The sequence below is a fragment of the Bacillus thermotolerans genome (genome assembly GCF_000812025.2).
Classification (GTDB): domain Bacteria; phylum Bacillota; class Bacilli; order Bacillales; family Domibacillaceae; genus Quasibacillus; species Quasibacillus thermotolerans.
In genome coordinates this window covers 1-25,648 of the sequence record NZ_JWJE02000021.1, presented here as the reverse complement: position 1 = coordinate 25,648, position 25,648 = coordinate 1, and the positions used below count along the sequence as shown (strand labels likewise).

The following is a 25,648-nucleotide window of genomic DNA, read 5'->3' as shown; positions in this document are numbered from 1 at the left end:
AGTATTTATCTACGGCGTGTTGCACCAGCATCCTCAAAGAGGGGTTCTTTATTATGAATTAATATCAGATTATTTCTTCTTTTTTAGGTGCGACAGTGTTATAATTTTTCAAATAAAACTTTTCATCACGAAAGCCTAACGATGATTAAGGAGTGGAATAGGTAATGAAGGTAAGTAAATTCGGAGGAACTTCCGTAGCGAGCGCTTCACAAATTAAGAAGGTTGCAGCTATTGTTCAAGAGGATCCATCAAGAAAAATCGTTGTCGTCTCAGCACCGGGAAAACGATTCTCCGATGATATTAAAGTAACTGACCTGCTGATCAGCTTAGCAGATGCGGCGCTTTCCGGGAATGGCGCGGAAAAAGAACTGCAGGCAGTAGTCGACCGTTATGCGAGCATTGCTGAAGAGCTTGGGCTTGGCGATGACATCATTCACGTAATTGAGGAAGACCTGCGCGGCCGGGTCGCTCACGACAAGGAAAACCGTGACCTGTTCGTGGATCAGATGAAAGCGAGCGGAGAAGATAACAATGCGAAGCTGATTGCCGCTTATTTCTCTAGCATCGGCTTAGAAGCAGAGTATGTGAACCCGAAAGATGCCGGCCTCGTTGTCAGCGATGAACCTGGACGGGCTCGTGCACTGCCGGAAGCGTATGAAAATTTAAAAAGCCTGCGTGACCGCCAAGGCATCGTCGTATTCCCTGGATTCTTTGGCTTCACACAGGAAGGCGTCATGATGACATTTGCACGCGGCGGTTCCGATATCACTGGTTCCATTTTAGCAGCGGCAACAAAGGCAGAGCTATACGAAAACTTCACGGATGTGGATTCTGTTTTCGCAGCGAACCCGAATGTCGTAGACAGCCCGGTTGAAATTAAGCGCATGACTTACCGTGAAATGCGGGAGCTTTCCTATGCCGGCTTCTCGGTTCTTCACGATGAAGCATTAATGCCAGCTTTCCGTCATTCCGTGCCTGTGTGCATTAAGAACACAAACAATCCATCAGCAGAAGGAACGATGATCGTGGCAGAGCGTGAGTATTCGAAGAGCCCGGTGATCGGTATTGCGACAGATGGCGGCTTCTCTACAATTTACGTCAGCAAATACTTAATGAACCGTGAAATCGGCTTCGGCCGTCGCCTGCTTCAAATCCTTGAAGATGAAGGCATCTCTTACGAACATACGCCATCTGGCATCGATGATCTATCCATTATTGTGCGCAGCCACCAGCTGACTCCTGAAAAAGAAGAGCGAATCATGGACAGATGCCGCAAAGAACTGGAAGTCGATGACGTTCATATCGAGCATGACTTTGCGATGGTTGTTCTTGTAGGAGAAGGTATGAACAATACAAAAGGCTTAACGGCTCGCGCAACAGCAGCTATTACACGTGCGGATGCCAACATCGAAATGATCAACCAGGGATCCTCCGAAGTCAGCTTAGTCTTCGGTATCCAAAACAGCGACACAGACAAAGTGCTTAAAGAACTTTACCAGGAATTCTTCAGCACAGCCGCTGTCCTGGGCGTATAAGCGGATAATTATAGTAGTGATATAATAAAGGGGCTTTAATGCTTTAAAGTACTGGGGGTCAGACCCCCGCCACTTTAAAGCGATAAAGCGCCGCCATACATACAGGGCCGCTCATATTGGGTGGCTCTTTTGTTATGTTCAGTGTTCTTTCGTGGTCATCGGGCTTTAAGGTGGCAGAGCGAGCAAAATAAAAACCCGAAAGGTGCAGATGGCACATTTCGGGCTCTTGTGTTCATGTTTAGTTAGCAGAGATCTTGCCTAAGATGCTGTTATTATTCATGCGCACGCGGTGTGCGTTTTGGTATTCTTTGCGTAGTTGCTGAGTTTCGAGTTTTTCTTTCACTTTAGGAACGACAACAGCTGCGACTAATCCGTACGTTAATAATTTTTTCATGTTCATTTTCTTCATCTCCGTTCTTGAAAGTTCATCTTATTCCTTTTACCCAGCGACCGCTAGATAGAAACCTTTACCTGTCTTTGTATATGTAACAGAGAGGCATCCTGCTTAAAAAAGCCAAGAAAAAATAAACTGCATTCCTTTTTATTATAGCATAAACCCCCGAAATTTAAACGGAAACGGGGTGGAGTATTGTCTGCATTTTCTGACAAAAACTATCAAAAATCGTTTTTAGCAGGTAAGGAGAATCATCGAATATGAAGGTTTCTGTCATGAAAACGTTCACATGTTCGGTAAAATCATTCATAATAAATGGAAAGGGCAGAGGAGCACAACATCATGAAGCTGCAGACAAAGATTATGGCTTTATTTTCAATACTACTTGTTTTTGTGATTGCTGTTTTATCGTTTATTTATTACGACATGCTGTCTGACACATTTATAGAAGAGAAGGGCAAGCAAGCCTTAGATATTGCGAAAACCGTAGCAGGTATGCCAAGTGTGCAGCGTGCATTTTATACAGAGGACCCCGCAGCCACGATCCAGCCGATTGCTGAACGCGTGCGGGAAATGACGAATGCAGAGTTCGTCGTTGTCGGCAACACGGAGTCCATTCGCTACTCCCATCCGGTAGAGGAAAGAATCGGGCGGAAGATGGTCGGAGGCGACAATGACCGGGCGCTTTTAAAAGGAGAAAGCTATATTTCTCATGCCAAAGGTTCACTAGGGTATTCTGTCCGGGGCAAAACACCCGTCTTCGGTAAAAATGATGAAATCATTGGCGTTGTATCTGTTGGAATTTTGGAAAAAAGCACGGCTGTTTCGGTAGGGAACTTTCAAAACCGGATTCTCTTTTTAGTGACACTCGCGATTGCCATTGGCGCGATTGGTTCTTATTTGATTGCGAGAAACGTCAAACGCTCGATTTTCGGGCTTGAGCCGGAGGAGATTGCGGAGGAGCTGCTTCAGAAAAAAGCCATCATTGAATCGGTGAGGGAAGGCATTATCGCTGTAAACGATCAAGCGGAAATTACAGCGATGAATCAGCAGGCAATCGATATGCTGAAGCTGAATCCGAAAACATCTTATCTCAGCATGCCGATTGCCGAGCTTTTATCGAACACGAAAATGCCGGAGATCTTAACCTCTAAAGAGATCCATCTTGATGATGAGATTGCATTAAATGGACAAGAAGTCATTGCCAACCGGCAGCCCATTCTAGACGACGGGCAAGTAAAGGGAGTCGTGGCCAGTTTCAGGCGCAAGGACGAGCTGGACCGCATGGCGAAAGAGCTGGCCCGCGTTCACCAATACACAGATGTTCTCCGGGCCCAGACGCACGAATATGCGAATAAGCTGAACACGATTGCTGGGCTCATTCAATTAAATAAAAATGAAGAAGCACTCGAGCTGATTCAAAAAGAGCAGTCCTCCTATGAAGAGCTCATTCAATTTTTATTATCGGCGATCCCGCACCCGCTTGTGGCCGGCATCATGCTAGGGAAATACAACCGGGCGCAGGAGCTGAAAATCAGCCTGATGATTGTGGAGGACAGTACACTGTATGAACTGCCGTCGGGCCTTGAGGAAGAGGAGCTTGTTACCATTATCGGCAACTTGCTCGACAATGCCTTCACGGCCGTATTGCCGCTAGAAGAACGGAAGGTGCAGCTGTTTGTCACTGATATTGGCCACGATGTGATCATTGAAGTGGAGGATAACGGTCCGGGGGTTAGCAGTGAGGAAGCGGAGGAGGTTTTTTCAAAAGGTGTGACGACGAAGCAGGAGCAAGGGCATGGCTATGGGCTATATCTCATTCAGCAGCTCGTGCATAAAGCAGGCGGCTATGTGACTGTCACAACGGGTGAACTAGGCGGCGCTTTATTTACGGTTTATCTGCCTAAAGAACGGGAGGGGGAATAAGAAATGGAAGAGATTTACGTATTGATTGTGGAAGATGATCCGAAGGCGGCAGACATTTATGCCAATTATTTAAAACACATGGATGGCTTCTCCGTATGCGCGATTGCTTCTTCTATCACGGAAGCAGAGGAAGCGCTTGTGCTTGCGAAGCCAGACCTGGTGCTGCTCGATATTTATTTTGAGGAAAGCAGCGGCATTGATCTGCTTTGGCACATTCGCAAGGAGTACCGGCATGTGGATGTCATCATGGTGACGGCCGCAAAGGAAGTGGCACATGTCTCTGAAGCGATTAGGGGCGGGGCGTTTGATTATATCTTAAAGCCGATTATTCTCAGCCGCTTTCAGGAGACACTGAATAAATACCGGCGCTACCGGCAAAGCCTGCAGGGCGGCGAGCTGGTCAACCAGAAAAAGGTAGATGAGCTGTTTCGGGTAGCTGCTTCTGAAAAGCCCGGTGCCGTACAGGTGAAGCAGCGGATCGAGCCTAGCAGCATGCCAAAGGGAATTGACTATTTGACGCTGAAGAAAGTGGAGTCTTACATGGAGGAGACAGGTGATGAAGGGAAGACGGCCGAGGAAGCCGCTTCTCATCTCGGCATGAGCCGGACAACCTCCCGCCGTTATCTGGAGTATCTTGTCTCTGTGAACAAAGTAAAGGCCGAGCTGTCCTATGGAACAGTCGGCCGTCCAGAAAGAAAATATTACTGGGTTTAAGGGGGGATTAAGCGGTCCGCCCTTTTCTTTCGTCTTCATTCGCTTCAGCTTTCTTCTTAAAGTAACCGGAGATGATCGGCACAAAGATGGAAAGCAAGGATACGATAAACAGGGCAATCGTAATGTTGCTTTGGAAGAAGACGTTGTAAGAACCGTTAGAAATCGTCATTGCCTGTCTGAACGACTGCTCCATCATCCCGCCGAGAATAAAGGCTAAGATAAAAGGAGCGGCCGGGAAGCTGAACATTCTCATTAAGAATCCGAGAACGCCAAAGCCAAGCAAAATGTATAAATGGAAGGTGCTGAAGCTTACGGCGTACACACCGATCAAACAGAAGACAATGATCAAAGAGATTAGCAATTGTCTTGGAATGGCTAAAATTTTTGCCAGGAACGGAATGAGCGGCAGGTTCAATATTAAAAGAAACAGGTTACCAATGTACATACTGGCAATAACGCCCCAGAATACATCGGGGTGATCCTGCAGCATAAGCGGTCCAGGCTGTACACCGACAACAAGCAGGGCACCGAGGAGCACCGCAGTGGTTCCTGAGCCTGGAATGCCGAGTGTTAAGAGCGGAACGAAAGCGCCGCTTGTAGCCGCATTATTGGACGTCTCGGGCGCCGCAATTCCCTTGATATTTCCTTTCCCGAAAGAAGAAGGATCCTTGGATAGGCGTTTTTCAGAAATATATGAAAGAAATGAAGCGATGGTGGCTCCGGCTCCCGGCAGCACGCCGAGAATAAATCCTAGAACGGAGTGACGGCTGATCGGGCCGCCCATCTCTTTGAGCTCGCCCTTCGACAGCTTCAAGTTGCCGACGTCTGATTTCTTCTTGGACTCCTTTTCCTTTCTGCGAAGAATAAGCTGGCATACCTCTGCTAGAGCAAACAAACCGAGAGCGACAATTAAGAAATCGATGCCTTCCAAGAGGGAAGGGTTACCGAACGTAAAGCGTGAGGTGCCTGTTTGCTGGTCCATGCCGACTGTAGCAATCATTAAGCCGACGACCGCTGCGATCATCGCTTTTATGGTAGAGCCGTCTGATAAGCTCGAAATCGCGGTTAAGCCTAACAGCATAAGCGCAAAATATTCCGTCGGTCCGAAGGTGACAGCTAAGTCAGCAACAAATGGTGCCACAAGCATTAAGAACACGACGCTGATCGTTCCGCCAGCAAAGGAGGAAATGGCTGCAATCGCCAGTGCTTTCCCGGCTTTTCCTTGCTGAGCCATTGGATAGCCGTCAAACGACGTGGCCACCGTACCGGAAACGCCGGGGGCATTCAGCAGGATGGAGGAAGTCGACCCGCCAAATACAGCTCCATAGTAAACGCCCGCCATAAGAATCAGCGCGGAGGCCGGGTCCATCCCGTAGCTGAGTGGAATCATAATCGCAATGGCGCTGATCGGTCCGAGCCCGGGCAGCATGCCGATCACTGTACCGGCTAGCACACCAATAAAGGCAAAAATTAAGTTTCCAGGGGATAAAGCTACCTGGAAGCCGTAAAGAATACTGCTGAAATCCATATTAATCAACTCCTAGAAGGGCATAATGCCTTGTGGCAAGGTAATGTTCAGTAAATAAGTGAAGGAGTAGTACATCACTCCGCTAAAGATGAAAGCAACCGCCACTGTTACACCATATTTTCGATAGCCAAGTACCGTTGGCAGGAAGAGTAAAAAGAGAATCGTTGTCAGCAAGAATCCAAGAACCTCTAACAAGGAAATATAAATAAAAATAGCAACAGCCGTAATCAATAAAATGACTAAGTCGTTTTTTGGAATCGTGCGTTTCTCTTTTTCCTCTGCTGTCTCCTCCTTCGCCGTGGCAAACAGTACAACAGACAAGATGATAAGTAAAAAGCCAAGGCCTTTCGGCAGGACATCACTGTCTATAATGGCATATGGAAATTCCGGCAGCTGATAAGCTAACACTAAATATACACCGGCTATGGCAAGCAGCAATAAAGCAATCCATCTTGATGGCTTATTGGCCATATACATCCCTCTTTCTATACAGGAAAGGCCAGCTTCTGTAACCGGCCAGCCTTTCCGTGTTTCTTATTGTTTCAATCCTACTTCTTCCATTAATGCTTCAATTTCTTTATGTTCTTCTTCCAGGAACACAGCGAATTCTTCACTGTTCATATAATTGTCTGTCCAGCCGAAGTTATCCCGTACTTCCTTCCACTGTTCTGTTTCCATCATTTGTTTAAAAGCATCCTCGTAATACTTCACAGCTGCCGGGTCCATGTCTTTCGGTCCGAAGAAGCCGCGCCATACGACGAACTCATCATCGATGCCTTGTTCTTTCAGTGTCGGGAACTCAGAGATCGTTTCTCCCTCTAAACGTTCCGGTGCGGTAATCGCTAAGACTTTTACCTTGCCTGCTCTGGCTTGCTCTGTTGCTTCCGCAAGACCTGTGGAGTACACATCAACTTTTCCGCCAAGCAGCATGCTCATGCCGCCGCCATCCTGAGCAGATACATATTTCAGATTCTTGACATCAACGCCGCCGGCTTTTACGGCTTTCACGAATTGCATATGGTCCATGCTTCCAGGCGCGGAGTCACCGACAACCGATACCGCCTGCGGGTCTTTCTTTAAAGCTTCCACAAGGTCTGTCATGGAGTTGTACGGAGAATCGGCTTTCACGATGAAAGCCGCGTAATCCGCAATGACAGCAGACAGCGGAGTGAAGTCCTGATAGTCTAAATCAGATTGTCCATTTAAAGGAACGAAATGAAGCGGAGGAGAGGCGATGAACATTGTATGGTTGTCGCCTGCTTTTCCATTTACATAGGCCCAGCCGACAGCACCGCCGCCTCCTGGCTTATTCACAACGGCCATGCGCTGGTCAATGATATTTTCACTTTCCAATAGCTTAGCGATCGCACGTGCGGTTGTATCCCAGCCGCCGCCCGGACCAGCTGGAGCGACCACTTCAATTGGCTTTTCAGGCTGCCAGCTTCCTTCAGCGCCGGAAGCCGCCTCGCCGCTTTCCTGTGTGTTTCCGCATCCAGCCAGGAATAACATGAATGCGCCCATTAATAAGAAAATAAGACGAATATTTTTCATAATGAATGCTCCTTTCTTGTAAGTGCTTTCATTATAGAATGTTCTGAAAAGAAAGATAATATTTCTCTCATAAACAATAATCCTTTCATAAAGACCATTTTGTTCATAAAGTGCACAAAAGGCTCCAAATCTGCTAAACCCGAAAAATCCCATAGACGCCCACGCCCGAACCAACTATAATTATCTCGTTATGGAAAGACGTTCCTTTAACGCTTTAAAGGAGTGGGGGTCTGACCCCCACCACATTAACGCATGAAAGTGCTCATCCGAATCGGATAGGGGGAAGAGGGATGAGAGGGTTGTTTGGGCTGTGGAAGGCCGTGTTAAGCAGTGTGATAGCAGCAGGTGTGGGAATGAGTATGTGGGAAAGTGAAGGCCGAGTCGAAGCAGCGGAGCTTCCGGTGAGTAAACCAGCCCATGTCCTGCAGGCGAGCTACGAAAAAAGCGAACTGGTCATTCAGTTCGAGTCAGCGCTTCCGTCCATAGAGCGGGAAGCCTTATATGAGAAATATGGATTAACGGAGCAGTCGAGCTTGATGAATGGGCTGTTTGTGAATGTGGAAGTGAAGGAGAAGCAGCCGCTCCAGCAAATGATGCTTTCACTGCAGAAGGAGCCGACTGTTCAGCGGGCAGAGCGGAATTACCATGTAACGCCGCAGCTCCAGCCGAGCGATCCGTCCTATAGCCGTCAATGGTTTCACCGAATGATCCAGTCACCGAGGGCGTGGGATCAAACGCGGGGCCGCCCGCAAGTGACGGTCGCTGTGATTGACGGAGGGCTCGATCTAACTCATACAGAGTTTGCCGGCCGGATTGTGAAGCCGTACAATGTGGTCGCCAACGGAGCTATTGTGGACCGCGACCGCCATGGCACGCACGTAGCAGGCATCATTGGCGCGGCGATGAACGGAGCGGGAGTGACAGGGGTTGCTCCGGGCGTGAAGCTAATGCCGATTGATGTGTTCCAGGGGGAATATGCAGAAAGCTATGATATCGCGGAAGCCATGATGTACGCTGCTGATCAAGGAGCGGACGTTATTAATTTAAGCCTGGGCACGTATGTATACAGCAGTGTGATGGAGTACGCGGTGGCCTATGCTTTGGAAAAAGGCACCCTTGTCGTAGCGGCTGCTGGCAATGAAGGGACAAGCCTGCCGATGTATCCGGCCGCTTTTTCCAAAGTGATCGGTGTCAGCGCAGTGGACGAGAAGGATCATATAACCGGGTTTTCTAATGTCGGCCGCCACATTAATCTATCGGCACCGGGAGAGAACGTATACTCGACGATGCCTGTTCATTCATACGGCTATGACAGCGGTACGTCCATGGCGGCACCCGTCGTATCAGGCACAGCCGCACTCGTGCTATCGAAAAATCCGTTTTTGACACCGCAGCAGGTGATGCGTATTTTGTATCAGTCGTCTGTCGATCTCGGTCACCCGTCGATGGATGATTCGTACGGGCACGGCCGTGTGGATGCCCACCAGGCTTTGGCGCTTACACCAAAGCCGATGGGAGCGATATCACTCAATACGAAAGAATTTCGCATGACGGGAAAAACTAATATCCGAGCCGCGCTGTCAGTCCGCGGAAGCATGCGAGGGCTGGTCTATGTAGAAGACGCGAGCGGCCGTCGTGTCCGTACGCTCATAAACGGAGAACTGCCAAAGCAGGGCGGCTTCGTCGCTTATTGGAACGGGAAGCAGGATAACGGCGACTTTGTTCCGGCGGGCAAGTACTCGGTTGTATTCCGTCTGGCCGACAACCGGCAGTCACTCAGTCAAAGAGCCGAAGTGCAAGTCATTCCTGACCTGCCTCCGGTGATCACTGCCGATGCTGCCGATATGACCATGACGAAGGAAAAGCCGTCTGCTGCGGTCACCTTTGCAATCGACAGAAGCTTATTTATCACAGCGGCTGTTTACAATGAGCAGGGAAAGCTCGTGAAGCCGCTCCTGACAAGAAAGGCGCTGCCGGCACGCCGTCATAACCTCAGCTGGGATGGAACAAACGGCAATTTAAAAAAGATGCCGCCCGGTGACTATCAAATCATTCTTACCGGCACCGATCTACAAAACAACAGCACAAAAGAAACCGTCTGGGTACGCATTGAATAAATCCAGTCCGGCTTCCCTTGTGCTTGTATTATTGTTGTTTGCTTAAATTTTTAGCGATTTGCGAGGATTTCCGCTTGTTCATCATCTTTTTGACAATGGGATAAATGATTGGCCCGTATTTCGCGGCCAGCTTCACAAGTGAAGACAATTTACTTTTTGCCATTATGTTTACCACCTTTGTGAATTTGTCTGTTGGCTTTTATATTCCCCAGTTAGGAATAGACTAAACAAAGGAACATCATGGTATAATGAGAGCCAAATCGGGAAAAGTGTGGAATAAATACGGAAAGAAAGAAGGATTTTCATATATGAGTGACTTACAAGCAGGAACCATTGTGACGCTGGACGTGAAAAATGAAGCGCCGTTTGGCTGGTTCTTAACGGATGGAGAAGAGAGTGTGCTGCTTCACCAGTCGGAAACAACAGAAGCCTTCGACCCGGATGAACCGGTAGAGGTGTTCTTGTATCAGGACCATCAAGGGCGGCTGGCGGCTACGATGAACATGCCGGTCATTACACAGGACACATATGGCTGGGTAGAAGTGGTAGGCGTGAAGAGAGAGCTCGGTGTGTTTGTATCCATTGGCTTAACGAAGGATGTCCTCGTATCGGAAGACGATTTGCCGCTGATTCAATTTGTCTGGCCGGATGTCGGCGACCGCCTGTACTGTACGCTGAAGCTTGATCGAAAGGGGCGCCTGTTCGCTAAGCCGGCGACAGAAGACGTCATGGAGGAGCAGTTCACGAAAGCAACACGCAAGGATTTCAATAAGGATGTCATCGGTACTGTCTACCGGGCGACAAAAGCCGGCTCCTTCGCTATTACAGAGGAAGGCTACCGTGGATTTATCCATCCCTCTCAGCGGAAGGATGAGCCGCGTCTTGGCCAGAAAGTGGAGGGCCGTGTGATCGATGTGAAGGAGGACGGCTCCGTGAACATTTCGCTTCTCGCGCGCAGACAGGAAGCGCAGGTGGATGACGCAGAGAAAGTGTACCGCTATCTGCTTCAGCGCGGCGGTGCAATGCCGTACAGTGACAAAAGCTTCCCGGAAGAAATCGAGAAGCGGTTCTCTATGAGCAAGGGCGCCTTTAAGCGTGCACTCGGAAAACTGATGAAGGAAAAGAAAGTGTATCAGGAAGAAGGCTGGACGTATCAAGTGAAGGAATAGAAGGCTGTCGGGCAAATGCCCGGCAGCTTTTTATTTTTTTCGTTGACAAATAATTCAAAAGCGCATACTATATCATTAACAGATATATCATAAAGTGATATAACCAAACATGATATAACGAAATATGATATAGCAGGGAGGAAGCTTCTTGAAACAGGAGAAGATGGACCAGTTAACGGATCCGGCCTATTATATTCTGTTGTCAGTCCTCGAGGCGCGCCATGGATATGCGGTGATGCAGTACATTGAGGACATGACAGAAGGCGAGTTTATCGTCGGGCCAGCCACGTTGTACACATTAGTGAAAAAGCTGCAAAAAGCAGGTTTAATTACACTGCTGGATTCCCCGGGGGACCGGCGGAAGACGTACGAAGCCACTCAAGAAGGCAGGGAAATGCTTCAGCGGGAAATTGAGAGAAGGAGACGAATGGCCGCCCACGGGGCACAGGCATTTCAACACTTACAGGGGAGTGAAGGAAATGAAAAATGAAAAGTACATGTCTTCGGGAGGATTGGCGTTTACAGAAGAGAAGGACATGAAGAAGCTCAGCAAAATGGCGGAAAAGGGGTGGGTGCTTCACTCGTTCGCTCCGCTTGGCTATAAGCTTCGCAAAAGCAATCCCCGCCATGTGGTTTACAGCCTGGATTATCACGATGTAGCGAGGGAAGACTTAGAGGACTATTACGATATCTTTCGAGCAGGCGGCTGGCAGCCGGTCTGTTCGGAAGGGAATATGCACATTTTTTCCGCACCGCCGGGAACGAAGCCGATTTACACAGATGGCGCCACACGTCTTGAAAAGTATAAACGGGCGAGGAAGCTGCTTTCAAAAGTGACACTGATTCTTTTCGCTTTCACCGCTCTTTGCTTCTTGGTTAATTTCTTATTTATTCAAGACTATACAGGACTTGCAGGAGTGATCGCTTATATCGTCCAAACATTGGCTATTGCTCTTTTTCTTCCTTCCCTTATGACCTGGGCAGCATTTGAGGTACGGATCCGCCGGATGGCAAGCGACCTGAAGCATGAATAGAAGGAACAAAAAAATCCGGCCGCTCGGGGCCGGATTTTCCTACTCGTAATCGTTAGAGATCTTCAATTTGTCAATAGCAGCAAAGAATAAGCTGAGCAGAACAGCGATGACGGTAGCAAGCGCCATGCCTGTCAGCTCGAAGTTGCCAAACCTCAACGTAGCGCCGCTCAAGCCGACAACGAGCACGACAGCAGATAAAATCATATTCGTCGCTTTAGAGTAGTCGATATTAGCTTCAACGAGCATGCGCAAGCCGGAAATGGCAATGCTTCCGAACAACAACAGAGAAAGCCCGCCCATGACGGCGCTTGGGATCGTGGAAATCAAAGCCGCGAGCTTTCCAACGAAGGAAAGGATGATCGCCATCACGGCCGCCCCGCCAATCACCCATGTCGAATACACTCTCGTTAAAGCTAGCACGCCGATGTTTTCACCGTAAGTCGTGTTCGGCGTAGAACCGACGAAGCCAGACAGCACCGTAGAGATCCCGTTACCGAACAGCGACGTGCCAAGGCCAGGCTTTTTCATTAAGTCGCGGCCGACAATATTCTGTGTCACGACTAAGTGGCTGATATGCTCAGCGATGACAACGAGAGCCGCCGGCAAAATAATCGCGATGCTGGCCCAATCGAATTCAGGCTGATAAAAGTCAGGAAGGGCAAACCATTCCGCATCCCGGACTGGCTGGAAATCAACGAGTCCGTACAGCATCGCAATGATGTAACCAGCGACAATGCCAATTAAGATCGGGATGATGCGCAGGAAACCGCGGAACATGACATTTCCGATAATCGTAATGCCGAGCGTCAGCAAGGAAACGATCACCACATCTGGATCAGGAGACCAAGTCGCAGGATCTGCCCCATCTCCCGGAATCCATCCGGCCATGCCGGCGGCGACCGGTACGAGCTCAAGCCCGATGACGGCGACAATCGCGCCCATAGCAGCAGGAGGGAAGACGACATCGACCCATTTTGTGCCTGCTGCCCGAATGATTAAAGAAACAAGAATAAAAATGATACCAACAGCGATAAAACCGCCAAGGGCTGCGTTATAGCTTTTATCTGCCATGACCGCCAGCACCGGGGAAATAAAGGCAAAGCTTGAGCCGAGATAAGCAGGAACCTGTCCTTTACATAGAATCAAATAAATCAACGTACCGACTCCGTTCATCAGCAAGATCGTTGCTGGGTTGACTCCGAACAGAATAGGCACGAGTACCGTTGAACCAAACATCGCAAACAAATGCTGCAAGCTAAGCGGAATCATCGCCGGAAGCGGCGGCCGCTCATCAACTTGGTAGGTGCGCATACTCACTTCTCCTTTTACTCACAAATTGTTCCTATTATACAGCAAAAAACCGTCAATATTCTACATTATTTTAAACAATCTTGAGAAAATAAAAAACTTTTCCTAATGATATTACCCTTCAATAACATTGGAGAGGGGAATCGCTCATTTATCGGTGAGAATCGCTCATATCCAGGAAAAACCGCTCATACTACACCTAGAATCGCTCATATCCAGGTTAAAACCGCTCATACACAAAAAAGCCTGCCAGGAATGAGCCTGGCAGGCTAATAATAAGTTAACTTGCTTTTTTATTAAATGAAGCAGAAGGCAGTTGACGGAAATAGTCATCCGTTTCCTTTTTAATGACTTTATACAGAAGAAGCAGCGCAACTAAGTTTGGAATCATCATAAGAGCGTTAGCCATATCGGCAAACTGCCAGACGGTGGCAAGGCTGGCGATGGCTCCGATTCCTGTGACTGCTACATAGGCGAAACGGTACAGAACAATAAGCTTTGTACCGGCTAAGTATTCGAAGCATTTCTCTCCATATACATACCACCCGACGATCGTCGAGAATCCGAAGAAAATCACGGATAAGGAAACAATCCATTCACCGGCTGCGCCAAGAACTGAACCGAAGGCCGCTGTCGTTAACGCGCCGCCTTTGAGTGTCGAGTCATGGACCACACCGGAAAGAGCTCCTCCAGTCGGATCCCAGAAGCCGGTCATTAACAGGACGAGCCCTGTCATTGTACATACGATAATGGTGACGATAAACGTACCAGTCATCGCGACGAGCGCCTGCTTGACAGGGTGATCCGCCCGGGCATTTCCGGCAATCAGCGCAGCGGTTCCAAGTCCTGCTTCGTTGGAGAAAATGCCGCGCGAGACGCCATTTCGAATGGCTTCTGCTACCATGACGCCAGCGAAGCCGCCGACAGCAGAAACGGGCTGGAAGGCATAATGAAAAATAAGTTCAAAGGCCGGAATGATCTGGTCGTAATGAACCCCAATAATAAGCAGGGAGCCGCCGATATACAGAAACGCCATAATCGGTACGAAAAAGCTTGCGACCGTGCTGATTCGCTGCAGTCCTCCGAAAATAATCAAAGCCGTCAATGTGACAAGCACGACAGCGGTTGCCCAGCTGCTCACATGGAAGCCTTGCATCACATCGGCAATCGTGTTCGATTGTACACTGTTGCCGATCCCAAAGGCAGCAATGGCACCGAAAAGGGCGAACATCATCGCAAGCCATTTCCATTTGCGGCCGAGCCCTCGTTCAATATAGTACATGGGACCGCCGGAGTACTCGCCGTTCGCATTCTTTACACGGTATTTCATCGCGAGAAGCGCCTCTGCGTATTTAGTCGCCATACCGAGCAGGCCGACGACCCACATCCAAAAAATAGCACCCGGCCCGCCGAGAGTGACAGCGGTTGCTACACCGGCAATGTTTCCGTTGCCGATCGTGGCGGCGAGTGCCGTCATGAGTGCTTTAAAGTTGCTTACGTCCCCCTCTGCCTGGGCATCTACCGCGTCCTCCTTCGTGAAGGCAAGCTTAAAGGCATAGCCAAGCCGGCGGAACTGCAGACCCTTTAATAGAAGAGTCAAAAATAGGCCGGTTCCAGCTAATAGAATTAAGCTGGGCGTGCCCCAAAGTACATCATTCATCTTCTGCAAGATTTCTAGCATGGTAGATCCTCCTCGTAAAATTAAGAGAAGCTTGTTTTATTTGGAATCACTTTCATTTAAAAAGGATTCATAAAAAGCGAAACCTAGCTTTTTCCATTTTAGCAGACTGGAAAAATAATTCCACAAAAATAGAATAGATATAATATTCGAATAATTATTGTTAATTGTAAGGTCGCCAACCACCACTTTTTCCTATTTTCATAGATGCACAGAAATTGTATGAGCAAACCATAGAAAAAGAAAAAAGCAAAAGTGGTACAATAAAGAAATCGGATTAGAAAAAAGAGAAGGAAGGGACTTGTGCTTAAAGCGAACGAATCAAAAAAAAAATTCAATAATCGTTCGTAATTTGCAAATACCTTTTCTTATCGGGATGGAAACGCTAACATGAGAAAATGCATGAAAAAAGTTGCTTTCTGTCCTCTTGATAAGTAGGGCGTAATACTTTATAATTCATGCATATTATTAGTGTATCAATTTTCTGATTTCCAAATAAAAAACGAATGAGGGAGTTTACATGAAGAGAGTGTATAATTTTTCAGCGGGACCTTCTATGCTGCCGCTGCCCGTGTTAGAGAAAGCGCAAAAAGAATTAGTCAATTATGCGGATTCTGGTATGTCCGTGATGGAATTGAGCCATCGTTCGGGTTTGTTCACTGATATTATTCAAGGGGCAGAACAATTACTAAGAGGCTTAATGAACATTCCAGATAACTACAAAGTGCTTTTCGTTCAAGGAGGCGCTTCTCAGCAATTCTCGTCTGTGCCGCTGAACCTTCTGACAAACAGCAAGAAAGCGGATTACGTAAATACCGGGTCTTGGTCTAAGAAAGCGATCAAAGAGGCAAAGAAATACGGAGATATTCGCGTGATTGCTTCATCTGAGGATAAGAACTTTTCTTACATTCCTGAAATTGACCGCAGCATGATCGATCCGGAAGCGGATTATGTACATATTACAACGAACAATACAATTGAAGGAACAGCATTCCAAAACATCCCTGATACAGGCGATGTGCCGCTTGTAGCCGATATGTCTTCCAATATTCTTTCTGAAGAGGTTGATGTATCCAAGTTCGGCTTAATCTATGCCGGCGCTCAAAAGAACATTGGACCGGCTGGACTGACGGTCGTAATCATCCGTGAAGACTTGATTGGACGCGCGCCGGAAGACTGCCCGGTGATGCTTGACTACAAGACACATAGCGAAAGCGGCTCTTTATACAACACGCCTCCAACGTTCGCGATTTACATGGCGAAGCTCGTATTTGAATGGCTGGAAGAGCTCGGCGGCCTGAAGGCGATCGAAGAGATCAACCGCAAGAAAGCGGACATGCTGTACAGCTACCTTGAAGAGTCTAAAATGTTCTCTTCACCGGTTGATAAGGACAGCCGTTCGATCATGAACATCCCGTTCGTTTCTCCATCAGATGAACTGGATGCAGCATTTGTGAAGGAAGCAAAGGCAGAAGGCTTGGAAACATTAAAAGGCCACCGTTCTGTTGGCGGCATGCGTGCGAGCATTTACAATGCGATGCCGGTGGAAGGCGTAGAAGCTTTAATTCAATTCATGAAAAAATTCGAAGAAAATCATCAGTAATAAAGGAGAGGACAAGCCAGTGTATACAATTAAAACGCTCAATAATATTGCCCAAGTCGGCTTAAATATACTTGATACAGAGAAATTTACCATCGATAATGACAGTGATAATCCTGATGGCATCCTTGTTCGCAGCTTTAACATGCATGACATGGAGCTTGGCAGCAACCTGAAAGCCATCGCTCGTGCAGGAGCAGGCGTGAACAACATCCCGACAGATGCCTGTGCAGAGAAAGGCATTGTTGTATTCAACACGCCAGGTGCGAATGCGAACGCGGTAAAAGAACTTGTTTTGACTACTCTCATGGCTTCTTCTCGTAACGTATTCTCTGGTCTTATGTGGACACGAGGCCTTGAAGGAGAAGGGGAGAACATTCCGAAGCTAGTCGAAGCAGGCAAGAAGCAGTTCGTCGGAAAAGAAATCAAAGGTAAAACGCTTGGTGTTATCGGCTTAGGTGCGGTTGGTATGCACGTAGCTAATGACGCGCTTGCGCTTGATATGGACGTCATCGGTTTCGATCCTTTCATTTCTGTTAATACGGCTTGGAACTTGTCCCGCAACGTACAGCGTGCGATGACCATCGAACAGTTGTTTGCACAAAGTGACTACATCACTGTTCACGTTCCGTTAACAGACAGCACAGAAGGCATGTTCAATGAGAAAGCGTTCGATATTATGAAGGAAGGCGTACATATTCTGAACTTCTCCCGCGGAGAGCTAGTGAACGAGCAGGATATGGCCGCTGCACTTGAAAGCGGAAAAGTCGGCAAGTACATTACAGACTTCCCGAACGAAAATGTGCTGAAAATGAAAAACGCTATTGCGATTCCGCATCTTGGCGCTTCTACGAAAGAGTCTGAAGAAAACTGCGCCATCATGGCCGCTCGTGAAATTAAAGATTACTTAGAAACAGGAAACATTGTGAACTCTGTAAATATGCCGAACGCTTCTCTTCCTTACACAGGAAAGCGCCGCGTAACGGTTTACCACAAAAATGTGCCAAACATGGTTGGACAAATCACTTCTGGCTTGTCTGAGCGTCACTTGAACATTGCTGACATGGTGAACAGAAGCCGCGGAGACTACGCTTACACTATGATCGACATCGATAATGAAGTAGCAGAAGACGTATTAACAGAACTGAAGACGGCGATTGACAAGGTAGACGGAGTCGTTATGTCCCGTATCATCTAATTGGATATAAAGAGAGCCGCAAGCTTCCAAGCTTGCGGCTTTTCTGTTTGCAGAAAGAAAAAACAGAGCAGGCTAAACCGCTCTGTTAAGAGAACAATCCCATCAGGATGAATTTGAACTTTTCCTTCGCTGTCATATTGTCATATTCGCTTTTGTCAATGGCCTGGTAATCAACAGGAGTGACAAAGAATCCATGCTCTGCCATGAGCTTCTCAGGATCCGAAACGACTTCTTCACCGGCTTCTAGCCCGCTGGTGATTTCCTGCAGGCCATCCACGAGAAGACCGGGTTCTACTGCTCGCCTTTCAAGCCGCGCTTTATCATTTAGTACATAGACGTACGACTCGTCACCAGATTTCAGGAGGGCTGTCACCGGAACAGTAACAGCTTGAAGAGCTTCATCTGTAATAACCGTCACATTGGCTTTCATTCCCGGCAGCAGCTGTTTGTTTCCTTCTATGCTGTTTTCATCCAGCTGGGCGATAAAGGGATACAAGCTTTGCTGCTGTACAGACGGTCCTTGTGCAGGATATTTCTCAATGTTGGTGATTTTACCTTCAAGCGTTCCTGGCACCTGGTCAACAGAAGCGCGGATCGCCAGCTCTTCCTGAACCTCGCTCATTTGCTGCTCATCGAATGACCCCTGTACGGCTGCCTGCTTTGAGCGAAGCGTAATGATCGGGTTGCCCAGCGTTTTATTCAATTCCTTGACGATGCCTTCGGTTTCGCTTTTCACAATTAATTCGCTCTTTTGCGATTTGGTGTCCTTAATCCGGGTGTCTAGTTGGTTGGCTTGTTCTTCAAGCTCCCGTTTTTCGGTTTGCTGTTCAAGGATTTCATTTTCAATGACCGCTTTGGCAGTTTCGTAATCCTTTGGTATCTGAATTTCAATACTTTCACTATTTGTCTCTGCGTCATAGCTGCCAGTTGAGTAAGAATCCCGGTCTTCATCCGACTCAAGGGAGGAAAGCTTCGACTGCAATTGGGAAATCTGTTCGTCAGCCAATCGAATCTTCGTTTCTATTTGGGCCTTCTCAGCTTCGAGCTCCTTCACTTCCCGGTCGAGCGGAGCGGAGGAGTATTCGAACAAAGGAGTGCCCGCATCCACTTCCTGGCCTTCCTCTACAAGAAAACGGAGGAAGGTGCCTTTGCTGCTGTCGAAGTACACAGGATATTCTTCAGCAGGCACAAGGACACCGGTTGTTTGGAAGGTTTCCACAACGTCATCCTCTGCTGCCTGAGTCCATGAGGTGAGCCATTGTGACCGGTCTGCCTTGCTGTCTTCCTTCAAGGTTAAGTATAAATTGCCGGCAACGACCAGGGCGCCGGCTGTCAGCCAGACTGATGTTCTGATCCGTTTCATTTCGCTCTGTCGCCTCCTTCTTATTGAAATAACCGATCAATATGGATAGATGTAAATAAGGCCGAAAATAACCACATGGCGAGAGCAACAACGCCGACGTAGGTGAGAACGACAGTTGGTTGCTTGCTTGAAACACGCTTAAGGAAGCGGTATTGCAATGTTATCGCCCACACCTGGAATAGCGTGACAAAGCTGAAGAAGCTCGTCACGATTTCATTCTCGGATATGTATTGAGCAATCACACCAAGAGAGAATGGTGAAGAATCTCTCGGTATCGCAAGGGCAATGTTAAACAGGATAAGAAGAACATATTCAATTAAATAGATTACATACACCATAGACTGCAAGGTGAAGAGTTTAGAGAAGTCAACCTCTAAAAACGTCCAGAATACAAGCGATGGAAGAAAGATAATCAGAAGCGGGAAGAGAAATCCCCATATCGCTTGGCCAGCCGCAAACAGCATTTTTTCATGCTCGAATAGAAGGGTGCCGGACTTCGGCAAGTATGTAGAAACGGACTCCGACTGGAAACCTAACAGCCCGCCCAGAAAATAAATAAGGGTGCTCAGAAACACGACCAAAAAAATACGTCCCCATAAGCCCTTCAGTTTTTCTGCATGCTCCAATTGTTCAAGGGAGCGTCTCGGATGCAAAAGACCTTTCACTAGCTGCACACGGTAAATCATCTAACATCCTCCAGATAAATAGAATAAATTCGACATCATTCTTTCTAATTATATACAACTCTACTTTTTCGTACCATGATAAACATATCATATTTCATAAAAAAAGCTTGGAATGAACAGTCGATCAGGTTTATCATCGACATTATGTTACAAAAAGATTACAAGGTAAAAGAATATTACAAGTATGTAAGCGTTATCATAAGAAAAGTCATATGTTTTTTCTCCCTTAAAAAGATAAACCGCCTATTATATGGATGAAAAAAGACAATCGGATAGACAATAAAAGGAAGAATATGAAGGTTTGTAAATAATATTATTCCAAATTATTCCTTTGATATGAATAACTGTCATGATTATTTCGCGTAAGTTACAAATAAAGAAGAATGATAGTTTTGTAACAGTCTCGTTATATAAAAAGGCAAAAGCGTAATGGTCTCTTAAAATCATTACGCCTTTTCCCGTGTTACAATGAATCTCGTTAGCGGGTCATTGAGAGTGACTGCCCGCGTTATATAAAACTAATTTTATTAATTTTGATAGGCCACTGGACGACACTGGACGAACGAAATGAATAATCAAAAATATATGCAGACGGTTCATTTTTCTTTTCCCGCTAGTCGGAAAGGCGAAACGGAGAAACTGTCGCAGGGGAGAATACAGGAGGTTTTTCTATCATGAAAAAACAAGTAATCGCATTGGCAGCTACTACAATGATCGGCGGAGGTCTTTTCAGCACAGCTGCAGCAGCTGAGACATATACAGTACAAAAGGGAGATACACTTTGGGGAATCTCTCAACAAAAAGGTACAACTGTTCAACAATTAAAATCTGTCAATAATTTATCATCAAATATAATTTACCCTAATCAAAAATTAGAAGTAAGCGGCAAAGCAGTAAAAGGTGTATCAGCGTCTAAAGCAAGCGGTACATACGTTGTAAAAGCAGGAGATACGTTATTCAAGATTGCTAAGAAGCATGGCACAACCGTTCAAGCGCTGAAATCAGCAAACGGCTTATCTTCTGACAGAATCTACGTAGGCGACAAGCTAGCACTTAGCGGATCAGCTAAAGCAGTAAAAGGTGTATCAGCTTCTAAATCAAATGCATCTGCAAGCAAACCTTCTACAACACAAGCACCGCAAGGCAAAACTTTAACAGTAGAAGCAACTGCTTACACTGCTGACTGTAAAGGCTGCTCTGGTATCACTGCAACAGGTATCAACCTGAACAATAACCGCAACGCTAAAGTTATTGCCGTTGACCCTAACGTAATTCCACTAGGCTCAAAAGTATACGTAGAAGGCTATGGTACAGCTGTTGCTGGCGACACTGGCGGTGCGATCAAAGGAAACCGCATCGACCTTCACGTACCAACTACATCTGAAGCATTAGAATTTGGACGTCGTACTGTTCAAGTTACTGTGCTAAACTAATAGACTGATAAATATAATGATAAACAACTAAGCAAACTGCCCGGCAGCTCAACCTCGACTGTCGGGCAGTTTTTTATTTGTTGAGAATCGCTCATAATAAGGTGGAAATCGCTCATTTTCACAGTAAAATCGCTCATAAAAGAGGAATCGCTCATATGGACTCAAGAATCGCTCATAACAAGAGGAGAATCGCACATTTCACATGGATGATCGCTCATATTAAGAAAAAACCGCTCATATCTCCCGTCACACGAAAAAAATCCGCCAGCAGATTGGCGGATTTTTTCCTTTTTACATATATTATTATGCTTGCAAAGCGAGCAGAATGGCGCGGGCGAGGATGTCGCTGCTCATCGGGATGACGCGCTGGTCAAATGTCATATTCGGATGGTGCAGGCCAGGTGTCAGGCTGGCGCCAATGCCGAGCATCGCTGCTTTGACGTGAGGCTGCTTAATCGTGTAGAAGTGGAAGTCATCACTTCCGGAGGTCACGACGGGTGGGGCAAGCATGTCTTCGCCGCCGTGCGCTTTAATCGCCTGGCGCAGCCATTCCTCTGCTTCAGGAGCTACTTCAGCTCCCGGTGTGATATCTCTCCAATCGAATTCAATATCTGCCTGAAATAGCTGGCTAACACCGTGGATCTTTTCCTCTACCTTTTGCTGCAGCTCAGACAGCGTGTCGTTTTTCTGTGCGCGTACGTCTAAGCCAAAGGAGGCGGAGCCGGGAATGATATTTAAGCTTTGCCCGCCGGCCTCTAATCGCGTCATTTTCACCGAATACGTTTCAAATGGCGAGAGGTAGATCGTTTTTAACTGTTCATTTAAAGCGGTTAAAACGTCAATCGCATTTGTCCCTTGGTGAGGGCGGGCACCATGCGCATCACCGCCGGTCAGCTTGCCGGATAAAAAAGCGGCCGCACCGTGGCAGATGGATGGCGCCATTTTGCCGAATGGCAGCTCTTCTTCCGGCCGGAGATGCATGCCGAATAAGTAGTCCGCATCATCTACTACGCCCTTTTCCACCATCTTCACCGCACCGCTGCCGGTTTCTTCAGCGGGCTGAAAAATAAAGCGTACAGTGCCTTGAGTGACTTGGTCCTTCAGCTGCAAAATAGTGCCGATGGCAATCGTCATATGGGCATCATGCCCGCAGGAATGGTTCGCTTGAAACGTCCCATTCACCTCTTGCCAAAGTGCATCGATGTCCGCTCGCAAGGCGATGACCGGCTTGCCGCTGCCGATCTCCGCCACTAGCCCGGTGCAGTCGGGAAAAGTGCGAACCGATAAGCCTTCTTTAGTGAGCAGGTCCGCCAGATAAGCGGTCGTCTCTGTTTCCTTCCAGCTGACTTCAGCGTGCGTGTGCAAATGGTGGAAGATGTCCATCAGCCGGCTGTCTAGTGAGGTCACAAACAAGCGCTCCTTTCTTAGTTTACTGTTGCCTGAGTAACGGTCAATTCATTTAACACGGTTTCATTAATAATGAGGCCAAGGCCCGGCTTGTCATTCAGACGAACGAACGGCACCTCGTAGATCAAGTCCCCGATATCCTTGCTGAATAGCAAGGGGCCGGTCAGTTCCGTGCTTGTAATATTTTTTCGCGCCATTGCTGTGTGATAGCCGGCTGCTGAGCCAATAGAAGATTCGACCATCGAGCCGACCTGGCAGTCAATGCCGGCATACTCAGCTGCTTTCGCTATAGAAATGGCGGGGTAAATGCCGCCGGACTTCATCAATTTAATATTAATCTTATCAACGGCTTCTTTTTTGATCATGTCTATTAAGTGTTCACCATGATGAATCGATTCATCCGCCATTAAAGGTGTTGTGCATTGTCTTTTTAGCTGAGCAAGCCCGTCGATATCTCCAAGGCGGATGGGCTGTTCAATCCAGGCAAGCCGCAGCGGTTCTAACTGCTTCATCGCCTGAATCGCTGATGAATATGTCTGCCATCCTTGATTCACATCGACGCGGATTTCCACATCATAGCCGACGGCTTCCCGCACCGCTTGAATACGTTTTACATCAAGGGCAGGATCTGTGCCGACCTTCAGCTTCAAGGAACGGAAGCCTCGGTCAAGAGCGCCACGTGCTTTCTCTGCCATGACCTCGGGCTCTTCAATGCTGAGCACCCTTGGGTAAGTGAGCTCTTCGTGGCTCTTGCCGCCGATCAAGTCATAGACAGGCCGGCCTGTGGCTTTTCCCATCAAGTCATAGCAGGCAATATCAATCGCTGCTTTCGCTGCCGGATTGGCCGTGATCACTTGATTCATCTTATGATGAAGATGCTCAATGTGAAACGGCGTTTCTCCGATCACGGCAGGTAAAAGCTGGTGCCGGAGTATTTCTATGCAGCTGTAGAAGCTTTCACCAGTCACATGCTCGTCCGGTACCGCTTCTCCATAGCCGACCAGGCCGTCGTCTGTTTCGAGTTTGACGATAACAGACGGCATGTAATCAAAGGTCGCGTAGGAAATAATGAAAGGTGACCGGAGCGGCAGGTGGATGCCGTACATCTCGGCTTTGACAATTTTCATCTATGTTCTCTCCTTTGGTGTATTCTCTTCTCCATTATAATAGAAGAAAAGAAGAAAAAGCCTATTTTTCTGAAAGTGGAGAAGCTTCGAATTGCTTCTTCATATAAAGGGCTAGCAGGATGGCTGGAATGGTAACAACGGCCATGCCCAAAAAGGCCAGTCCCGGTTCCTGGTTGTATAAATAACCGCCTGCAATCGTTAGAAACGAGGAGCTGAGCCCCATGCCGAAAGCGGAATAAATGCCTTGTGCAGAAGGAATATCTTTATTTTCAAATTCCTCGTACATGACACGGATAAATGTGTAATGAGCTAGTCCGAATGTAAAAGCATGAAGAAGTTGCCCGGCTACATAGGCGATGACGTTCGGGAATAAAAACATCATGGCCCAGCGGATCACGGTTGCCAGCCCTGCTGCCAACAGCATAGATGACGCCCGCGTACGTCGGAACATCCGGTCAGCCACTGCAAAGAAGGCGATCTCCGCCACGACGGCCAGGTTCAAAATAATGCCGCCCCACATATTATTTACCCCTAATGCCTGCAAATAAATAAAGCCGTAATTATAATAAGCCGCATGAGAGCCGTCGATGAGAATACAAATGATCGCGGCTGTAAGAAACCGTTTGGACTTTAGAATCGGCTTCAGCGACACAGAGCGCTTTTCCTCCTTCACTTGAACGGAGGCTGGAGTATAATAAAACGCCGTTATGATCATAAGGAAGCAGCCTGCCATCATGACATACATAATCGCAGGATCACCGAAGGCAGCGGTGACTGCGCCTACTACAACTAAAGCTGCCGCATAACCGATCGACCCCCATGAGCGGCTTCGGCCGTATTGAATGTGCTCGCTTCGAATCATGATCGCCCCGGTGCTTTCTGTCAGCGGCAGCATGAGCGGGTACACGAGGCTGAACAAAATCATGGCCACCATCATAGCGGTAAAGGAATCGAAAAGAAAGAACGAGAACAAGAGCACGAGGCTTAATAAAGCAAAGGCTTTAAAGAGTGTGCCGGCAGAGAATTTGGCTCGCAGCGTTGGAAATAGAAAGAACGTAGAGAACGAGCGAACGAATAAGCCGGCCGCGATAATGGTGCTGGCGGCTCCAACCGTCAAGCCTTTCTCGGCAATCAGCCAAGCTGTCCAGTAGGGAATAAAGACGCCCCATGTAAAGAAAAAAGCAAAGAAGTTAAATGATAACCAGGATTGAGCTTTAAACACGATTGAAACCCTCTCTGTATATAAATTTTAACTTCTATATAGTAGCATACCGTGCGCAAACGGGCTTTTTTAAAAATTCGGCGCTGCATGAAACCTTTTTTATTTTCATCCGTAAAAAGAAGTAGAAGATGACGAAAAATAAAGGAGAGAACGAAACGTATGGTAAACGCAATGAAGTGGATTACCGGCGGGGCAGAAGCTGTTCTCGGCCTCCCTATTATTGGTGCTTCAATTATCATTGGCAACTTGTGGGCGCCGCTTGGATTCATGGCTGTGCTTCATATCATCACACTGCTTCTAGCTTTAAATGCCGGCAGAAGCATTGCAGGCAGTGTGCTCGGTATTGTTACGTCTATCATTGGCTGGATTCCGATCGTTGGGATGATTATGCACTGGATCACGGCTGTTGTGTTGATTATGGACGCTTTTAGAAGAGACTAATAACAAAGCAGCGGGAAAGAGAGCTTCGTTCATTCGAAGCTTCAGACTGTAGACAAACTCGATGGAAATCGAGCGTCTACAGTCTTTTTATTTTACCCGTAAATGTGGACTGCCCGTTTCCATTCCAGACGCTTCGCTTTCCGCGGGGCGGGCGGTGAGCCTCCTCAAGCTGCGCTTTGCGGGGTCTCACCTGTCCCGCTGATCCCGCAGGAGTCTG

General features: G+C 47.5%; 23 protein-coding genes. 11 read left to right on the top strand and 12 right to left on the bottom strand.

What is annotated here, in order from left to right:
- Positions 1–164 precede the first annotated feature (164 nt).
- On the top strand, positions 165–1,535 hold the full coding sequence (locus tag QY97_RS09870) for an aspartate kinase (protein WP_039238567.1): 1,371 nt from the start codon (positions 165–167) through the stop codon (positions 1,533–1,535).
- 238 nt (positions 1,536–1,773) lie between these two features.
- Here QY97_RS09870 and QY97_RS20430 read toward each other — a convergent pair whose 3' ends face one another.
- Positions 1,774–1,935 (bottom strand): hypothetical protein, encoded by a 162-nt coding sequence (locus QY97_RS20430; protein WP_156994526.1) that lies wholly within the window; start codon positions 1,933–1,935, stop codon positions 1,774–1,776.
- 336 nt (positions 1,936–2,271) lie between these two features.
- Between QY97_RS20430 and QY97_RS09865 the strand changes: the two genes are divergently transcribed.
- Positions 2,272–3,855: an ATP-binding protein gene (locus QY97_RS09865; RefSeq protein WP_046128713.1), complete on the top strand. Its 1,584-nt coding sequence runs from the start codon at positions 2,272–2,274 to the stop codon at positions 3,853–3,855.
- Positions 3,856–3,858: 3 nt separating this feature from the next.
- Positions 3,859–4,569, top strand: coding sequence for a response regulator (locus QY97_RS09860; protein WP_039238563.1), 711 nt, complete (start codon positions 3,859–3,861; stop codon positions 4,567–4,569).
- A 7-nt stretch (positions 4,570–4,576) separates the two neighbouring features.
- On the opposite strand, the gene QY97_RS09855 is transcribed toward QY97_RS09860, so the two are convergent.
- From QY97_RS09855 to QY97_RS09845, 3 genes are all read right to left on the bottom strand, one after another.
- Positions 4,577–6,097 (bottom strand): tripartite tricarboxylate transporter permease, encoded by a 1,521-nt coding sequence (locus QY97_RS09855; protein ID WP_039238561.1) that lies wholly within the window; start codon positions 6,095–6,097, stop codon positions 4,577–4,579.
- A 12-nt stretch (positions 6,098–6,109) separates the two neighbouring features.
- On the bottom strand, positions 6,110–6,568 hold the full coding sequence (locus QY97_RS09850) for a tripartite tricarboxylate transporter TctB family protein (RefSeq protein ID WP_052717109.1): 459 nt from the start codon (positions 6,566–6,568) through the stop codon (positions 6,110–6,112).
- A 63-nt stretch (positions 6,569–6,631) separates the two neighbouring features.
- The gene (locus QY97_RS09845) at positions 6,632–7,648 is read right to left on the bottom strand and encodes a tripartite tricarboxylate transporter substrate binding protein (RefSeq protein WP_039238684.1); all 1,017 of its coding nucleotides are present in this window, start codon (positions 7,646–7,648) and stop codon (positions 6,632–6,634) included.
- A 290-nt stretch (positions 7,649–7,938) separates the two neighbouring features.
- Here QY97_RS09845 and QY97_RS19555 point away from each other — a divergent pair, with 290 nt between their 5' ends.
- A complete protein-coding gene (locus QY97_RS19555) occupies positions 7,939–9,765 on the top strand; it encodes a S8 family serine peptidase (protein ID WP_052728951.1) in 1,827 nt (608 codons plus the stop codon).
- 28 nt (positions 9,766–9,793) lie between these two features.
- Here the strand turns inward: QY97_RS19555 and QY97_RS20980 are convergent, their stop codons facing one another.
- Positions 9,794–9,928: a hypothetical protein gene (locus tag QY97_RS20980; protein WP_261337317.1), complete on the bottom strand. Its 135-nt coding sequence runs from the start codon at positions 9,926–9,928 to the stop codon at positions 9,794–9,796.
- Between the two features lie 145 nt (positions 9,929–10,073).
- Between QY97_RS20980 and QY97_RS09835 the strand changes: the two genes are divergently transcribed.
- From QY97_RS09835 to QY97_RS09825, 3 genes are all read left to right on the top strand, one after another.
- On the top strand, positions 10,074–10,934 hold the full coding sequence (locus QY97_RS09835) for a CvfB family protein (protein WP_039238681.1): 861 nt from the start codon (positions 10,074–10,076) through the stop codon (positions 10,932–10,934).
- Positions 10,935–11,082: 148 nt separating this feature from the next.
- Positions 11,083–11,424 (top strand): PadR family transcriptional regulator, encoded by a 342-nt coding sequence (locus QY97_RS09830; RefSeq protein WP_332370327.1) that lies wholly within the window; start codon positions 11,083–11,085, stop codon positions 11,422–11,424.
- A complete protein-coding gene (locus tag QY97_RS09825; RefSeq protein WP_039238557.1) occupies positions 11,414–11,968 on the top strand; it encodes a DUF2812 domain-containing protein in 555 nt (184 codons plus the stop codon). Before QY97_RS09830 ends, QY97_RS09825 begins: the two co-directional genes overlap by 11 nt.
- A 39-nt stretch (positions 11,969–12,007) precedes the next feature.
- On the opposite strand, the gene uraA is transcribed toward QY97_RS09825, so the two are convergent.
- A complete protein-coding gene (gene uraA, locus QY97_RS09820) occupies positions 12,008–13,279 on the bottom strand; it encodes a uracil permease (protein WP_198402933.1) in 1,272 nt (423 codons plus the stop codon).
- Between the two features lie 277 nt (positions 13,280–13,556).
- Positions 13,557–14,957 carry an alanine/glycine:cation symporter family protein gene (locus tag QY97_RS09815; RefSeq protein WP_039238551.1) on the bottom strand — a complete coding sequence of 467 codons (1,401 nt, stop codon included), beginning with the start codon at positions 14,955–14,957 and terminating at the stop codon, positions 13,557–13,559.
- A 517-nt stretch (positions 14,958–15,474) separates the two neighbouring features.
- Between QY97_RS09815 and serC the strand changes: the two genes are divergently transcribed.
- Both serC and QY97_RS09805 read left to right on the top strand, forming a co-directional pair.
- Positions 15,475–16,557 carry a 3-phosphoserine/phosphohydroxythreonine transaminase gene (serC, locus tag QY97_RS09810; protein WP_039238549.1) on the top strand — a complete coding sequence of 361 codons (1,083 nt, stop codon included), beginning with the start codon at positions 15,475–15,477 and terminating at the stop codon, positions 16,555–16,557.
- A gap of 19 nt (positions 16,558–16,576) precedes the next feature.
- The gene (locus tag QY97_RS09805; RefSeq protein ID WP_232506268.1) at positions 16,577–17,752 is read left to right on the top strand and encodes a phosphoglycerate dehydrogenase; all 1,176 of its coding nucleotides are present in this window, start codon (positions 16,577–16,579) and stop codon (positions 17,750–17,752) included.
- A gap of 85 nt (positions 17,753–17,837) precedes the next feature.
- Here the strand turns inward: QY97_RS09805 and QY97_RS09800 are convergent, their stop codons facing one another.
- Positions 17,838–19,115 carry an efflux RND transporter periplasmic adaptor subunit gene (locus QY97_RS09800; protein ID WP_039238545.1) on the bottom strand — a complete coding sequence of 426 codons (1,278 nt, stop codon included), beginning with the start codon at positions 19,113–19,115 and terminating at the stop codon, positions 17,838–17,840.
- A 20-nt stretch (positions 19,116–19,135) separates the two neighbouring features.
- Positions 19,136–19,801, bottom strand: coding sequence for a hypothetical protein (locus QY97_RS09795; RefSeq protein ID WP_039238543.1), 666 nt, complete (start codon positions 19,799–19,801; stop codon positions 19,136–19,138).
- A gap of 674 nt (positions 19,802–20,475) precedes the next feature.
- On the opposite strand from QY97_RS09795, the gene QY97_RS09790 reads away from it, so the two are divergent.
- Entirely contained in the window at positions 20,476–21,234 is a 759-nt protein-coding gene (locus QY97_RS09790; protein ID WP_039238541.1) for a 3D domain-containing protein, read from the top strand.
- A 303-nt stretch (positions 21,235–21,537) separates the two neighbouring features.
- On the opposite strand, the gene QY97_RS09785 is transcribed toward QY97_RS09790, so the two are convergent.
- The 3 genes from QY97_RS09785 to QY97_RS09775 all read right to left on the bottom strand — a co-directional run bounded on the left by QY97_RS09785 (position 21,538) and on the right by QY97_RS09775 (position 24,990).
- Complete coding sequence (locus tag QY97_RS09785) at positions 21,538–22,647, bottom strand: M20 peptidase aminoacylase family protein (protein WP_408606260.1); 1,110 nt, start codon at positions 22,645–22,647, stop codon at positions 21,538–21,540.
- A gap of 11 nt (positions 22,648–22,658) precedes the next feature.
- Positions 22,659–23,768 carry a mandelate racemase/muconate lactonizing enzyme family protein gene (locus tag QY97_RS09780; protein WP_039238539.1) on the bottom strand — a complete coding sequence of 370 codons (1,110 nt, stop codon included), beginning with the start codon at positions 23,766–23,768 and terminating at the stop codon, positions 22,659–22,661.
- 61 nt (positions 23,769–23,829) lie between these two features.
- Complete coding sequence (locus QY97_RS09775) at positions 23,830–24,990, bottom strand: MFS transporter (RefSeq protein ID WP_039238537.1); 1,161 nt, start codon at positions 24,988–24,990, stop codon at positions 23,830–23,832.
- A gap of 159 nt (positions 24,991–25,149) precedes the next feature.
- Here QY97_RS09775 and QY97_RS09770 point away from each other — a divergent pair, with 159 nt between their 5' ends.
- Positions 25,150–25,431: a hypothetical protein gene (locus tag QY97_RS09770; RefSeq protein ID WP_039238535.1), complete on the top strand. Its 282-nt coding sequence runs from the start codon at positions 25,150–25,152 to the stop codon at positions 25,429–25,431.
- Positions 25,432–25,648 lie beyond the last annotated feature (217 nt).

Coding starts and splice junctions, on each gene's coding strand:
- QY97_RS09790 (WP_039238541.1), top strand. CDS start 20,476: ATGAAAAAACAAGTAATCGCATTGGCAGCTACTACAATGATCGGCGGA.
- QY97_RS20980 (WP_261337317.1), bottom strand. CDS start 9,928: ATGGCAAAAAGTAAATTGTCTTCACTTGTGAAGCTGGCCGCGAAATAC.
- uraA (WP_198402933.1), bottom strand. CDS start 13,279: ATGCGCACCTACCAAGTTGATGAGCGGCCGCCGCTTCCGGCGATGATT.
- QY97_RS09860 (WP_039238563.1), top strand. CDS start 3,859: ATGGAAGAGATTTACGTATTGATTGTGGAAGATGATCCGAAGGCGGCA.
- QY97_RS19555 (WP_052728951.1), top strand. CDS start 7,939: ATGAGAGGGTTGTTTGGGCTGTGGAAGGCCGTGTTAAGCAGTGTGATA.
- QY97_RS09870 (WP_039238567.1), top strand. CDS start 165: ATGAAGGTAAGTAAATTCGGAGGAACTTCCGTAGCGAGCGCTTCACAA.
- QY97_RS09835 (WP_039238681.1), top strand. CDS start 10,074: ATGAGTGACTTACAAGCAGGAACCATTGTGACGCTGGACGTGAAAAAT.
- serC (WP_039238549.1), top strand. CDS start 15,475: ATGAAGAGAGTGTATAATTTTTCAGCGGGACCTTCTATGCTGCCGCTG.
- QY97_RS09850 (WP_052717109.1), bottom strand. CDS start 6,568: ATGGCCAATAAGCCATCAAGATGGATTGCTTTATTGCTGCTTGCCATA.
- QY97_RS09815 (WP_039238551.1), bottom strand. CDS start 14,957: ATGCTAGAAATCTTGCAGAAGATGAATGATGTACTTTGGGGCACGCCC.
- QY97_RS09825 (WP_039238557.1), top strand. CDS start 11,414: ATGAAAAATGAAAAGTACATGTCTTCGGGAGGATTGGCGTTTACAGAA.
- QY97_RS09780 (WP_039238539.1), bottom strand. CDS start 23,768: ATGAAAATTGTCAAAGCCGAGATGTACGGCATCCACCTGCCGCTCCGG.
- QY97_RS09770 (WP_039238535.1), top strand. CDS start 25,150: ATGGTAAACGCAATGAAGTGGATTACCGGCGGGGCAGAAGCTGTTCTC.
- QY97_RS09845 (WP_039238684.1), bottom strand. CDS start 7,648: ATGAAAAATATTCGTCTTATTTTCTTATTAATGGGCGCATTCATGTTA.
- QY97_RS09800 (WP_039238545.1), bottom strand. CDS start 19,115: ATGAAACGGATCAGAACATCAGTCTGGCTGACAGCCGGCGCCCTGGTC.
- QY97_RS09795 (WP_039238543.1), bottom strand. CDS start 19,801: ATGATTTACCGTGTGCAGCTAGTGAAAGGTCTTTTGCATCCGAGACGC.
- QY97_RS09865 (WP_046128713.1), top strand. CDS start 2,272: ATGAAGCTGCAGACAAAGATTATGGCTTTATTTTCAATACTACTTGTT.
- QY97_RS09855 (WP_039238561.1), bottom strand. CDS start 6,097: ATGGATTTCAGCAGTATTCTTTACGGCTTCCAGGTAGCTTTATCCCCT.
- QY97_RS20430 (WP_156994526.1), bottom strand. CDS start 1,935: ATGAACATGAAAAAATTATTAACGTACGGATTAGTCGCAGCTGTTGTC.